The sequence below is a fragment of the Paraburkholderia sp. D1E genome, assembly GCF_052682275.1.
This window is the reverse complement of the sequence record NZ_JBQYMB010000001.1, coordinates 2335214-2348921: the sequence shown is the minus strand read 5'-3', so window position 1 is coordinate 2348921 and position 13708 is coordinate 2335214. Positions and strand designations below refer to the sequence as shown.

Here is a 13708-nt window from a genome sequence, read left to right as displayed (position 1 = left end):
CGACCAGCATGGATGCGATCTCTTACGAACGCGCTAGCGATGTCGCCGGTGCCGTGCGCGCGGCGCAGCAACCGGGTGCAGTGTTCATCGGCGGCGGCACCAATCTGCTCGACCTGATGAAAGGCGGCGTGGCGCGGCCAATGCGCCTGATCGATATCACGCACATCAGCGGGCTCGATACCGTCACCACGCTGCCGGATGGCGGCATCCGCATCGGCGCTCTGGTGCGCAATAGCGATGCGGCCAATCATGCGCTGGTGCGCGAGCAGTATCCGCTGCTGTCGCAGGCATTCCTGGCGGGCGCCTCGTCGCAACTGCGCAATATGGCGACGGTGGGGGGCAATCTGTTGCAACGCACCCGCTGCGGCTACTTTTACGACACCGCCTTCACACAGTGCAACAAGCGCATACCCGGCAGCGGTTGTGCGGCGCTCGAAGGCCACAATCGCACGCACGCGATTCTCGGTGCGAGTCCGCAATGCATCGCCGTGAATCCATCGGATATGAGCGTGGCGCTTGCCGCGCTCGACGCCGTCGTGCGCGTAAATGGCCCCGCAGGCGAACGGACCATTCCGCTTGCTGACTTTCATCGGCTCCCCGGCGACCGGCCCGATGTCGATACGACATTGCAGGCGGGTGAGTTGATTACCGCTGTCGATTTACCGCCACCTTTGTTCAGCACGCACGCCCACTACCTGAAAGTACGTGACCGCGCCAGTTACGCATTTGCGCTGGTCTCGGTGGCCGCCGTTTTGCAGATGGACGGCAACCACGTGACAACCGCGCGCATCGCATTAGGCGGCGTCGCGCACAAACCGTGGCGCGCGAGCGCCGCCGAGCAGATGCTCAATGGCCAGCCGCTCACGCAGGCGACGCTGCATAACGCTGCTGCCGCCGCGCTACGCGATGCCAGACCACAGCACGACAATCGTTTCAAGGTGCAGCTCGCGCAACGCGCGATTGTGCGCGCAGTGAACCAGGCCGCGGGCCGCACCGGAGGTGTCGTATGAATCTGATCGGTCAACCGCTCGACCGCATCGACGGTCTGCTGAAAGTCACCGGCGAAGCGCGCTATGCCGGCGAGTTTCCCGAAGCACGGCTCGCGCATGCGGTGCTCGTCACGAGCACGATTGCGCGTGGCACGATTGCATCGATCGATGCGAGCCGTTCGCAGGCGCTGCCCGGCGTGCTGCTGGTGATGACGTACCAGAACGCGCCGCGCCTGCCGAACGGCGGCAAACCCGCGTTGGCGCCACCGGCGGGCCGCCGTTTGTCACTGCTGCAGGACAACCAGATTCACTACAACAACGAGCCGGTCGCGGTGGTGGTCGCCGATACGCTCGAACATGCCACCGATGCAGCGCGCCAACTGCGCATCACCTATCAAGGCACGGCCGCAACACTCGACTTCACGCTGGCCAAGCCGAACGGACACGCGCCGGACAAACCGCAGGGCCGCACAACCGACACGCAGCGCGGCAGCTTCGAAGACGGCATGCGCAGCGGCGCGGTACACATCGATGCTGTTTACACGACGCCAATGGAACACCACAACCCCATGGAGCCCCACGCGACGATGGCGCGCTGGGACGGTCCGCAACTCACGCTCTATGACTCGACGCAAGGCGTCAGCAACGCGGCGCAGGCAGTCGCCAGGACGTTCGGCATGCCAGCCGGCGATGTACGCGTAATCTCGCCGTTTATCGGTGGCGGCTTCGGCTGCAAGGGTTCATCGTGGTCGCATGTGGCCTTGTGCGCGATGGCGGCGAAACAGACCGGGCGTCCGGTGCGGCTGGTCCTGGAGCGGCCGCAGATGTTCGGCCCGGTGGGCGGACGTCCGCGTACCGAGCAACATTTCGTCCTCGCCGCGCGCCACGACGGCACGTTGACCGCGATGCGCCACGACAGCATCTCGAACACGTCGATGATCGAAGACTGGACCGAGACCTGCTGCATGGTCACCCGCATGCTGTACGCGGTGCCCAATCAGGTCACCACGCACCGTATCGTGCCGCTCAATGTCGGCACGCCGACCTTCATGCGCGCGCCCGGCGAGGCAACCGGCTCGTTCGCGATCGAATCGGCGATGGACGAACTCGCGGTCGCGTTGAAAATGGACCCGCTCGCGCTGCGCATCCAGAACTACGCCGATGCCGATCCGCAGGAAAACAAGCCCTGGTCGAGCAAAGCGTTGCGCGAGTGTTATCAGATCGGGGCCGAGAAATTCGGCTGGTCGCGACGCACACCCAAGCCGCGTTCGATGCGCGCCGGCAACACCTTGATCGGCATGGGCATGGCGACGGCGACCTATCCGGCCAATCGCAGCGAAGCCGCGGCCATCGCGCGGATTCTGCCGGACGGCACCGCGATGGTGGCCTCCGGCACCCAGGACCTCGGGACCGGCACCTACACGGTGATGACCCAGGTGGCGGCCGATGCACTCGGCTTCGCGCCGGAAAATATCCACTTCGCGCTCGGTGATTCGTCGCTGCCGAAAGCGCCGGGGTCAGGCGGCTCGCAATCGGCGGCCAGCGTCTCGCCGGCCGTGCGCGATGCCGCGACTCAGGCGCGCAATCAGTTGATCGCGCTAGCGCTTGCCGACGCGGCCTCACCGGTGCACGGCATCGCACTCGACGACATCACGGTGGAAAACGGCTGGGTCATGAGCCGCTCGCAACCCACGAAGCGCGATCCGGCGGCGGCGATCATCGCGCGCTCAGGCGGCAAGCCGATCGAAGCCACCGTGACGGTCAAACCGGGTGACGAGAAGCAGAAGTACTCGCTCCATTCGTTCGGCGCGGTGTTCGCCGAAGTCCACGTCGATGCGGACCTCGGCACGATCCGCGTGGCACGCGTGGTCGGTGTGTATGACGTGGGACGCGTGCTGAATCAGAAGACCGCGCACAGCCAGTTGATGGGTGGCATCGTATGGGGCGTGGGGGCGGCGCTCCAGGAGGAAACTTCGCTCGATACACGCTATGGGCGCTTCACCAACGCGAATCTCGCCGAGTATCACGTGCCGGTGAATGCCGATATCGGCTCGCTCGATATCACCTTCATCGATCGGCCCGATCCGTATATCAACTCGCTCGGCGTACGCGGCATCGGCGAGATCGGCATCACCGGCGTGTCGGCGGCGATTGCGAATGCGGCGTATCACGCGACCGGCGTACGCGTGCGCGATCTGCCGGTGACGCTCGATAAGGTGATGGGGACGATGCAGGTATGAGGCGTGGTCGCCCCCCTGCGCATACGCGGCCCTGGCCCTCACACATTCACACGCGACGTGTCGGATCGAGCATGACGGCACGCGCCGGCTTATGTATTGCCGCTTGCCTGACGATGCGTTGCAACGCACAATCGGTCTCATTCTGTCTACCGGTGCCCGTCCATGGCCTATGCCTCGCTCGCCACTGGCGTGTTGCTCGCCGCCGGCTTCGGCTCACGCTTCGACCCGGACGGCCGGCATAACAAACTGCTCGCGCACATGCCCGACGGTACGCCGGTCGCGCACGAAGCCGCGCATCGACTGCTGCGGGTTGTCAGCCGCGTGCTGGCCGTCGTGCGACCGGGTTCGGACGCGCTCGCCCGTCTCCTGAACGACGCCGGTTGCGACGTGGTGTTCACCGCCAATGCCGAACGTGGCATGGGCGCAAGCCTCGCCGCCGGCATCGAAGCCAGCGACGATGCCGAGGGCTGGCTCGTCGCGCTCGCCGACATGCCACGCATTGCCACCACGACGATCGAAGCAGTCGCGCGTTCGCTCGACGGCGGCGCTTCAATCGTCGCGCCGTTTTATCAGGGACAGCGCGGCCACCCGGTCGGCTTCGGCGTCGAACATCGGGACGCACTGATAACGCTCGACGGCGACACCGGCGCGCGCGCGCTGCTGATGTCGCAGCATGTGGTGCGGCTGGACGTCGACGACCCCGGGATTCTGCGCGACGTGGATACGCCTGACGATCTGCGCAACGTTTAGCTTGAGCTTGAGCGCGGCGCCTGCCAACCGGCGGGCTTGATCCAGGCTGGCGTTTGGGCGCATACTGTACATCTATACAGTACTCTGGGCGCATGAATTGGCGCATGGCGGCACCGCGCTGCGTGCATCCACGGCGCGTCAGCATGAAACGCATTCCGATTGAACCGTCTTTCGCCGCATGGCGGCGCGCCGCGCGGGTGCTGCTGCGGCAAGGTGTCGAGCCTTCGCAGATCGAGTGGCTTGAGTCCGGGAATGAAGCACCGGCCGAAAGTGATGGGGATCGCCATGGTTCGGGGCAAATTGCGCAATCTTCGGCAACGTCCGTAGCTGAAAGGATCGCCAGCACGATCGCTGTCGAGGTGCCTGTCGACGTACCAAACACGGCGCCCGCTTGCACTGGGCCAGGTGTCTCAGCCGCGCCCGCGATTCCGCGCGAACTGCTCTCCTGGCTCAACACCGCTGCATGCTTCCGCGCGCCGGACCGCTGGGCGCTGCTGTACCGCGTCCTGTGGCGCTGGACGCGCGCCGAGCGCAACGTCCTCGATCTCGACGACCCCGACGGCGCGTTGCTCGATCAACGCATCAAGGCGGTCGAACACGAAACCGCCGATCTGCTGCTACTCACGCGGTTCAGACGGCGTGATCCGTTGATGGGGCTACCCGAATTCGTCGGCTGGTACGAGCCGCATCATGACCTGCTGGAGCGCGCCGCCGCGCTGTTCGCCACGCCCATGGGCGATTCCACGTGGATGCTCGCCACACCGTACGGAGCGGCGTTCTGGAATGGCATGCTGCTGCGCATCGACCGGCCGCCGGCGGAGGAACATCAGCAGACCACGCTGGCGCTACCAGAAAACGCCATGACCGGCGAAGCCCTCACCAGCATGCCCGCGGAAGCGCTCTGGCTTGCGTATTACGCCAGCGCCTTCAATGGTCAGCCCTCGCCCGTGCCATTGCGTTACTGGAGAACACCGCCCGCGGGTCCACCCTTGCCCGCACACCTTGCGCGCGCGCGCAGCCGTCTCGGCGCGCAAAGCGCCGCCGTCACCGTCCCGCCCGCGCCACCGGTCGAATATTCAGCGGTGACGCCCCCCTTACGGGAGCCCACGGGCCCGCTTGCCACCTGCCGCCGTTGCGCGTTGTGGCGCAATGCGAAGCAGGCGGTTGCGGGCGCCGGGGCCGCCCATGCGGCGATCATGGTGGTCGGCGAACAGCCAGGCGAGTACGAGAACCAGCAGGGCGAGCCCTTCACCGGCCCGGCCGGTCAACTGCTGGACGCCGTGCTTGCGCGCGCCGGTCTGAAACGGGAGGCGCTATATCTGACCTACGCCGTCAAGCATTACAAATGGGAAACGCTCGACCAGGAGCGCATCCATCGAACGCCCGCGCGGCGCGAAGTCGAGGCTTGCCAGTACTGGCTGGAAAAAGAACTGACGCGGATAGCGCCGCGTGTGGTGGTCACGCTAGGCGCAACCGCGCTGAAAGCGCTGACCGGGGCGCACGTCAGTCTGTCCGAATACCTCGGCCAAACCATCGCCCATGACGGGCGTCTGATCGTACCGGCCTGGCATCCGTCGTATGCGCTACGAACGGCCGACACCAGGTTGCGCGACGATATCGTGGCGACCATTGCGACGGCATTCGGCCGCGCGGCAGCGCTGGCGGTCGACAGCGCACCCATTCAAGGTGAGCAGGTTCGGGATATGCCAAATGCACAAAGGTGAGCCTCTACGGGAAGCCCCCACAGAATCAGCCCAGTCGGGCATGCGGCTTGCGGCGGCCACAACGTTTACACAAGCCGCGCCGATTCCGCCTAAGCTGATGTGACGCCGCACATCCAGCAAGCTTGTCTCGCGCAATATTGAAGCTTCGAATGCGGCCCCGCGCGCTTCGAAACCACCACACATCCATGAGCGAAACCAGCCCACGCCTTTTTATCGTCTCGCCCCATTTCGACGACGCCGTCTTCAGTTGCGGCGCATTACTCGCCGCCCATCCTGACGCCGCGGTCTGCACGGTGTTTGCCGCGCCCCCCGAGCAGGAGATGCATACTGAATGGGATGAAAAGTCAGGTTTCACGAGCGCCCATCAGGCCATCCACGCCCGCACGCGCGAAGACAACCTCGCGCTGGAGGTACTCGACGCGATTCCGCTGCGCATGCCGTTTCGCGACGGCCAATACATGGACTCGCCGTCGATCAGCAAATTGGCGGCGGTGCTTGAAGAGACCATCTACCGCACGACCGCGAACACGCTGCTAATGCCGCTCGGCCTGTATCACGACGATCACGTACGGGTGTTCGAAGCCTGCTGCGAAATCCTGCCGCGCCTGTCGCATCTCACGTGGTTCGCCTATGAGGAAGCGATTCACCGCCGCACGCCAGGTGTCGTGCAGGCGCGGCTCGCCGACCTCGCGCAACGCAGCATCGTCGCAACGCCGGCCTATCCGAGCGTAGGCCATACGATTGATCTCCAGCGCCGTACCCAGCTCAAACGCGAAGCGGTCAACGCCTACGAAAGCCAGCTGCGCGCTTTCGGTGCAGACATTTATGACGATGTTTTCGCCGCCGAACGTTACTGGCAATTGAGCGTGGGCCGCCGCGCGCGAAAGTAAGAACCGCGCCGCGTGCCGGATCGCCTACGCTTGAAGAGAATGACCGGGGCTTATGCGCATTCGACCGGCTGGACCGCCTGCTTTTCAGCTCGCTGTTCAGCCGGCGTCCCGGGCCACTTTCCGGCCCGCTTCGAAAGCCGCTTCCAAGCCCGCTTTCAGGCCCGCTTTCAGGCCCTCTTCCCAACTAAAAGAGGTGATGCAATGAGCTACGACATGCATACCAGTCCGATTCCCGACCCGAACGCCGATCCGAACCGCGACCCGGAAAGCGATCCACTGGTGCCCCCGTCGCCCGGCCATCACACCGAGGAGCCGCAGCGGCCCGATGGGCCACCGGACAAAGACCCGGTGTGACGCCGTGCCGGTTGTTGCCGGGCGCGTGCGTGAACGCGCGCTTTAGCGCGTCAGCTCGCTAAAGCCTTGCAAGAGACGGTCGATGTCGGCGGCATGGATATTGCCCATCGTCGAGATACGGAATAGCTCGGCCGACAACCCGCCTTGACCGGCATAGATGACGAAACCGCGCGCTTTCAGCGCGTCGTGCAGTTGCGGATATGCCACGCCATTAGGCAAGCGGTACGCGCGCAACACCACCGACGACTGCTCCGGCGGCAACACACTGCCCACGCCCCGCTCAGCCAGGCCCGCGCGAGCCTGCTCGGCGAGCGCCGCATAACGTGCGTGGCGCGCCTGCCAACCGCCTTCGTCGGCGAGTTCGCGCAATGCTTCGACCAGCGCGTAGTACGCATGGACCGACGGCGTGAACGGCGTATTGCGCTGATCCTGCAAACGCGCGAGGCGCCCGAGGTCCAGGTAATACGTGCGGCTCGCCGCCTGTTCGAGCGCCGCGCGCCGCACCAGCACGAACGACGCGCCAGGCACGCCGTGCAGACACTTGTTCGCGGTCGCCGCCACGGCGTCGAGACTGGCGTCGGCAAAATCGATCGCTTCCGCGCCGAAGCTGCTGACGCCATCCACCAGCAGACGCAGACCACGTTCGCGGCACAGCGCCCCGAGCGCCTGCAGATCGTTCAGACGGCCTGTCGTGGTTTCGTGATGAATCACGGCGACGTGGGTGAACGCTTTGTCCGCGTCGAGGCGTTCGGCGATTTTCGCGAGATCCGGCGCCTGCATCCAGTCGTGTTTCAGCGACTCGTGCGCGATGCCGTATTGCGCGGCGATCTGCGAAATACGCTCGCCGTACACGCCGTTTTCCACGACCAGCAGCTTGCCGTGTTGCGGCACCAGCGCGGCGGTCATGCTTTCAACAGCAGCCGTGCCGGAACCGGTCATCAGCACCGCTTGCCATTCGCCTGCGTCGAGACCATACAGTTCGACCAGACGTGTGCGCGCCTCTTCCTGCAAGTCGAAAAACTCGCTTTCACGATGGCACAAATCCGTTTGCAACAGGCTATTGCGGACACGTTCGGTGAGCGTCACCGGGCCGGGGTTGAGCAGCAACATGAGTGACACTCCTTAAACGGCGCCGATGTGGCGCATCAGGCGCGTCTTCACATCGGGCGGGGTGATAGTGGGACGCGGGAGGCCATCGGGCGTACCGCGGCGAATCGCCAGGCGCGCGAAGCGCGGGCCATGGGGCGACGGTACTGTTTCGAACAGCTCGTCGATCACGTTGAGGTCGTCGCTTTCAACCGCCGACGCATAACCACAAGCCGCGGCGACACCCGCAAACGACACCTGCGGCGACACTGTCGCCTGACCACCGGTCGAATCGTGCGCGCCGTTATCGAGCAGCACGTGCGTGAGATTCGACGGACCGTACGCACCAAGCGTCGCGAACGCGCCCATGCGCATCAGCGCGGCGCCGTCGCCGTCGAGCGCGACCACGTGCAGGTCGGGACGCGCGAGGGCAAGCCCCAACGCAAACGGTGTCACGCAACCCATCGAGCCGACCATGTACAACTGATTGGGACGGTCGTCGATGGCATAGAGTTCGCGGCCGCAAAATCCGGTCGACGCGCGCACGACCGTCGATTCGAGCGGCGTATGCGCAATGACCTTCTGCAGCGCGTCGTGACGTGAAGCCAGTTCATTTTCGGCCACGTTCCCGAATTGCGAACGCGACACAACCGGCACGCGGCGAGCGCCCGCATGGCCTTCTTTCAACTCGTACGGCGCCACGCTGCCCTTTTGCATCACGAGCGCGTACGGGCGGCCGGTTTCATCCATGTGCGCAATGGCGCGATCCAGCGCCGGGCCGATCGCGTCGGCTTCGGTCGGGAAGGTCTCCCACGGAATCTCCATCGTATCGAGCATCGCGGGCGTGACCGGGCCCATCAGCGCGTGCTGCGGTTCGTCCGCGACGCCGGGTTGCCCGCGCCACGTCACGATCAGCAATTGCGGCAGACGGAAAGTCCACGTGAGCGAGGTCAACGGGCTCACCGCATTGCCGAGGCCGGAGTTCTGCATCATGGTGATGCCACGCCGGCCGTTCTGCGCGCCGAGCGTGACACCCGCGATCAGCGCGACCGCATCGCCTTCGTTGGCCGCCGAGACGTAATGCAGCGACTCGTCCTGCAACACGTAGTTGATGAACGGCGTCAGATACGAGCACGGCACGCCTGCATACCAGTCGAAGCCACGCTCGCGAGCCGCCTCGACGAACTGTGCTGCCTCGATCATTGCGCGGCTCCGCTGGCTTCGTTCGTCTTGCCGCCGACCGCTGCCGCGAACGGCGCTTGCGCATGCGCGAAATCGCCTGCACGGCGGAAGTCTTCGAGATCGTTCACACCACGCCAGTGGCCGTGCACGTATTGCACTTCGACCGCTTCACCCGCTTCGATCAGCGCATTCAGCAGCGCGGGCATGTCGAGCGAATCGAAATCCGGGCGTGCCTGCAATTTGCCGAGTACCGCTTGCAGACGCTCACGGCCCTCTCCACGTACATTCAGCAGACCGACCCAGCGACCGTGCGGCGTTTGCGAAGCGATGGCGGAGCTTGCTTCCTGCCCGCTCGACACGTGACGCAGTGTGACCTTGCTGCCGAACAGGCCGCGATCGTCACTCGCCGAGCACCACGCGAAGTCGCGCACGCTGGCGTTTTCCGCATCGGTCAGCGACGAATCGACCACCACGCTGAACGCCGCTTCGCTCTCGACCAGGTCGCGCAGGATGTAGCTGCGGAACAGCAGATCGCCGTACGAGATGACGGTGTCGCCTGCAAGCTTGTCGGCTGCGCAGGCGAGCGATGCCAGCTCGCCGGTTCGCGCATGACGTTCGTTGACGACCAGTTTGATACCCGCCGTATCGATCGCATCGGCGCGATAACCGCCGACCACGGTGATGTCATTGACGCTCTGTTTTTTGAACGCGTCGACGAGCCAGCGCAACAGCGGCTTGCCCGCGATCGGCAGCATGACTTTCGGACGATCTTCGGTGACGGCTTCGAGCCCTTTGCCGCGGCTTGCCGCGAGCACGACGGCCGCACCGGCCGCGCGTCCACTCGACAGATAGCGGTCTTCGGCTTCCGAGTATTCGTCGGCGTCTTGCAGACGGAAGATTTCGTTGACTGCGGCGATGCTGTCTTCGACGTTGACGAGCGTTTCGCTCGAGTGAATTTCCTTGGCGACGGCCTGCATGGCCGAGGTCGCTGCGCGGATCAGATGATTCGCCCAGATGACCGTGCTGATGCCGGCTTCGCGGAACACTTCGGTGGGCGTGCTGTAGTACTTGGTCGGCACGATGACGAGCGGTCCGCGGCCAGCCCATTCGCGCGCGAACTCGAGGATTTCGTCGGGACGCGAGAGCTTGCTGTGAATCAGGATCGCATCGGCGCCCGCTTGCCGATAGGCTTCCGCGCGACGCAGCGCTTCGTCCATGCCCCAGCCGGCGATGAGTGCTTCGACGCGTGCGACGATCGAGAAGTTTTCATCCGACTGCGAGTCTTTACCGGCTTTGATCTTGCCGCAGAACTCGTCCATATCCGCGAGCGGCTGGGCTTCGCCATTGATGAAGCTATTCGTTTTCGGGAATTGCTTGTCTTCGATACAGACGCCGGCGATGCCGCGTTGTTCGAGTTTGCGCACGAGACGGCGCACGTTGTTGAAGTTGCCGTAGCCGGTATCGCCATCGAGGAGGATGGGCAGATCGCTGGCATCGGCCATGAATTCGAGGGTGTCGACGACTTGCGTCCAGCTGGCTTCGTTGTTGTCGCGCACGCCGAATTGGGCGGATATCGCGAGACCCGAACCCCAGATCGCCTTGAAGCCGGCTTCGCGGACGATACGGGCGGAGAGGCCGTTGTGGGCCTCCATCATGAATTCGAGTTCGGTGCTGACGAGCATCTGACGCAGACGCGCGCTGCGGGACGCGGAGATGAATGCGGGTTCGCGGGCGTTCATTTTCTTTACTCCTGGTGGCGGGCTTATTGGTGCTCTTTTTTGCCCGGCTGGCGACTGGAAAATGGCGACTATAGCTGAAATCGTTTTTATTGGTTGTCCGGGTTGTATTCGGTTTTTATGATGTTGTTGTTAAGTGGGGAAATGTGCTTTTTTTTGCTTTTTATACAATGTGGTTGAGGGTTGGATTTTTTTGGCGTTGTGTGGAGGAATGTGATTTTGGCCCTGCGGGGCTTGGGTTTGTGGTTTTTTTTGTTATCTGGTTTGGGTTTTATATTTGGGTGTGGTTATTTGATTTATGGATTAATGGCGTTAATGGTCTATTAGTGTTGCCCCTGTGCGGGGCGAACGCTAATAGACCAATAACAAAACAAGGAAAGGCCAAAAAGCCAGATCAAGGAAAGACCAAAACCGCAGGCAAACAGACAAACAGACAAACAAAGCGCCGCGCAGGCAAAAAAACCAGCCAAACCAAAACCCCAATTAATCAGACAAAAAGAAACAGCGGGTTTCCCCTCCCCTGCAGAGCAAAGAACAACAAGCCGTAAACACAGTAAGCGAAAAGCCAACCGCTGCAAGCGAAAGAACAAAAGAGCAAAAGAGCAACACCCCTGACCGACCACCTCGCGAAAGCGAAAGCAAAAAAGCAAACCCCATTGCTATGACTCTGAACAAAAAACTAGCCTCAATGATCGCAGTCCTCTGGACCGGCCTGATCCTGATCGGCGGCTTCGGCGCATGGCAAAACCGCGCGTCGATGATCTCGGACCGTCGCGATCAACTCACCTCGCTGATTGATCAGGCCAATCACATCGTCAACCGCTACTACACCCTCGCGCAACACCACACGATCACCGAAGACGAAGCCAAAAAACAGGCGCTCGAAACACTCGCCGCCATGCGTTACGGCAAAGACGGCTACATCTCCGTCAACGACTCGCAACCGGTCATGCTGATGCATCCGATCAAGAAAGAAATGGTCGGCAAGAACATGGCGCAGTTCGCCGACCCGGCCGGCAACCATCTGTTCGTCGATATCGTCAACGCAGGCAATCACGACGGCGGCGGTTTCGTCGACTATCTGTGGGCCAAGCCGGGCAGCGACAAACCCGTGGCGAAAACCAGCTTCGCGATCCACTTCGCGCCGTGGGACTGGTATCTCGTCACCGGCATGTACATGGACGACGTGCAGCACGCGTTCTACGCCAATCTGCTGCGCTGGCTCGTCATCACAGTAACGCTCGGCGCGATCGCCACAGCCGTCATGCTGCTGGTGTTACGCAGCATCCGCCGCACGCTCGGGGGCGATCTCGAAGTCGCCGTCGAAGCCGCGCAACTCATGGCGCGCGGCAATCTCGCCACGCGCGTGCCGGTGCACACGAACGACACCGGCAGTCTGCTGCACGCCCTCCACACCATGCAGGCCGGTCTCGTCGATACGGTTTCGCGCGTGCGGCTCGGCACCGAAAACATCAATATCGGTGCGACCGAAATCGCCGCCGGCAACACGGATCTGTCGCAGCGCACCGAGGAACAGGCCGCAGCGCTCGTCGAAACGGCGTCGAGCATGGATCAGATGACAGTCAACGTGAAGCAGAACGCTGACAGCGCACTGCAAGCGGCACAACTCGCCGGTCAGGCGGCGGATGTGGCCACGCGCGGCAGCCGCGTGGTCGACGACGTGGTCCGCACCATGGGCGAAATCACCAGCAGCTCACGGCAGATCGGCGACATCATCGGCGTGATCGACGGCATCGCGTTCCAGACCAACATCCTCGCGCTCAATGCCGCCGTCGAAGCGGCCCGCGCGGGCGAACAGGGACGCGGCTTCGCGGTGGTCGCAGCAGAAGTGCGCAGTCTCGCGCAGCGCTCGGCCACGGCCGCGAAGGAAATCAAGGCGTTGATCGAGACATCCACCCATACTGTCCAAGCGGGCGCGTCGCTGGTCGCCAATGCCGGTTCGACCATGGGCGAGATCGTGCAGTCCGTGCGACGCGTCAACGAAATCCTGGAAGAGATCAGCAACGCGTCGCGGGAACAGAGCGCGGGTATCGAACAGGTCAATCGCGCAGTCGGCGAAATGGATCAGGTCACGCAGCAAAATGCCGCGCTCGTCGAAGAAGCCGCCGCTGCAGCCCATTCGCTAAAGGACCAGGTGGGCGTGCTTCGCGAGGCAATCTCGAGCTTCGCTTTGCCGGCCTGAGTCCGCCGGCGCTTTTCTGACGGCGGGACGTCAGGGGAAGAGAGGCAAAAAAAGAAGGCGCTCGACAGGCAGGGAGCGCCTCTTTAACACGCCGCGTCGGAGTCGACGCATCAATCGAACGAACCAGCCGCGCGGATTTTTCAAGTCCGCGCGGCTTTTTTGTGGCCGCCTGTGCCTGTGCCTGTGCCTGTGCCTGTGCCTGTGCCTGTGCCTGTGCCTGTGCCTGTGCCTGTGCCTGCCGTCTGCGTCTGCGTCTGCGTCTGCAGCGGCAGCGGCAGCACGGTGCGCGACGTGCTGCCCCGCCACTCTCCGCTTGCATGGCCCTCGCATCCAGATTACGTTCTGTTTACAATCTGGGCAGCGCCAGCTTCGCGGTGCACATACCGGCCATGCGGTTTCATCGGCAACTCAAGGTATTCACCGCCGCCGATCCGGGCGGCGCAAGCTAATCCCGCTGCACGCCACACGCGTGTGGCTTTCACTCGAGGAGCACGCTCAACAGTCACGCGCAACAAGCCGCCGGCGTTGCCGGTTTCAGCTCGCCACGCACCACT

At 63.5% G+C, this 13708-nt stretch carries 11 protein-coding genes; 8 read left to right on the top strand and 3 right to left on the bottom strand.

What is annotated here, in order from left to right; all coding sequences use genetic code 11:
- The first annotated feature begins 8 nt into the window (after positions 1–8).
- The 6 genes from ACUN0E_RS10705 to ACUN0E_RS10680 all read left to right on the top strand — a co-directional run bounded on the left by ACUN0E_RS10705 (position 9) and on the right by ACUN0E_RS10680 (position 6947).
- Positions 9–1010, top strand: a complete 1002-nt coding sequence (locus tag ACUN0E_RS10705; RefSeq protein WP_445566543.1) for an FAD binding domain-containing protein — start codon at positions 9–11, stop codon at positions 1008–1010.
- Positions 1007–3229: a xanthine dehydrogenase family protein molybdopterin-binding subunit gene (locus ACUN0E_RS10700; protein ID WP_445566542.1), complete on the top strand. Its 2223-nt coding sequence runs from the start codon at positions 1007–1009 to the stop codon at positions 3227–3229. Before ACUN0E_RS10705 ends, ACUN0E_RS10700 begins: the two co-directional genes overlap by 4 nt.
- A gap of 162 nt (positions 3230–3391) precedes the next feature.
- Positions 3392–3979, top strand: a complete 588-nt coding sequence (locus tag ACUN0E_RS10695; RefSeq protein ID WP_445566541.1) for a nucleotidyltransferase family protein — start codon at positions 3392–3394, stop codon at positions 3977–3979.
- Between the two features lie 143 nt (positions 3980–4122).
- Positions 4123–5703, top strand: coding sequence for a UdgX family uracil-DNA binding protein (locus ACUN0E_RS10690; RefSeq protein WP_445566540.1), 1581 nt, complete (start codon positions 4123–4125; stop codon positions 5701–5703).
- A gap of 185 nt (positions 5704–5888) precedes the next feature.
- Positions 5889–6593 (top strand): PIG-L family deacetylase, encoded by a 705-nt coding sequence (locus ACUN0E_RS10685; RefSeq protein ID WP_445566539.1) that lies wholly within the window; start codon positions 5889–5891, stop codon positions 6591–6593.
- 213 nt (positions 6594–6806) lie between these two features.
- On the top strand, positions 6807–6947 hold the full coding sequence (locus ACUN0E_RS10680; protein ID WP_325044839.1) for a hypothetical protein: 141 nt from the start codon (positions 6807–6809) through the stop codon (positions 6945–6947).
- Between the two features lie 42 nt (positions 6948–6989).
- Here ACUN0E_RS10680 and ACUN0E_RS10675 read toward each other — a convergent pair whose 3' ends face one another.
- Genes ACUN0E_RS10675 through aepX form a run of 3 tightly spaced genes read right to left on the bottom strand, consistent with a single transcriptional unit; the run spans position 6990 to position 10954 of the window.
- Complete coding sequence (locus tag ACUN0E_RS10675; protein ID WP_445566538.1) at positions 6990–8057, bottom strand: 2-aminoethylphosphonate aminotransferase; 1068 nt, start codon at positions 8055–8057, stop codon at positions 6990–6992.
- 12 nt (positions 8058–8069) lie between these two features.
- Positions 8070–9236, bottom strand: coding sequence for a phosphonopyruvate decarboxylase (gene aepY / locus ACUN0E_RS10670; RefSeq protein WP_445566537.1), 1167 nt, complete (start codon positions 9234–9236; stop codon positions 8070–8072).
- Entirely contained in the window at positions 9233–10954 is a 1722-nt protein-coding gene (gene aepX, locus ACUN0E_RS10665; RefSeq protein WP_445566536.1) for a phosphoenolpyruvate mutase, read from the bottom strand. The genes aepY and aepX overlap by 4 nt, the downstream gene beginning before the upstream one ends.
- A gap of 89 nt (positions 10955–11043) precedes the next feature.
- Between aepX and ACUN0E_RS10660 the strand changes: the two genes are divergently transcribed.
- Both ACUN0E_RS10660 and ACUN0E_RS10655 read left to right on the top strand, forming a co-directional pair.
- Positions 11044–11499, top strand: coding sequence for a hypothetical protein (locus ACUN0E_RS10660; RefSeq protein WP_445566535.1), 456 nt, complete (start codon positions 11044–11046; stop codon positions 11497–11499).
- A gap of 113 nt (positions 11500–11612) precedes the next feature.
- Entirely contained in the window at positions 11613–13154 is a 1542-nt protein-coding gene (locus ACUN0E_RS10655) for a methyl-accepting chemotaxis protein (RefSeq protein ID WP_445566534.1), read from the top strand.
- Positions 13155–13708 lie beyond the last annotated feature (554 nt).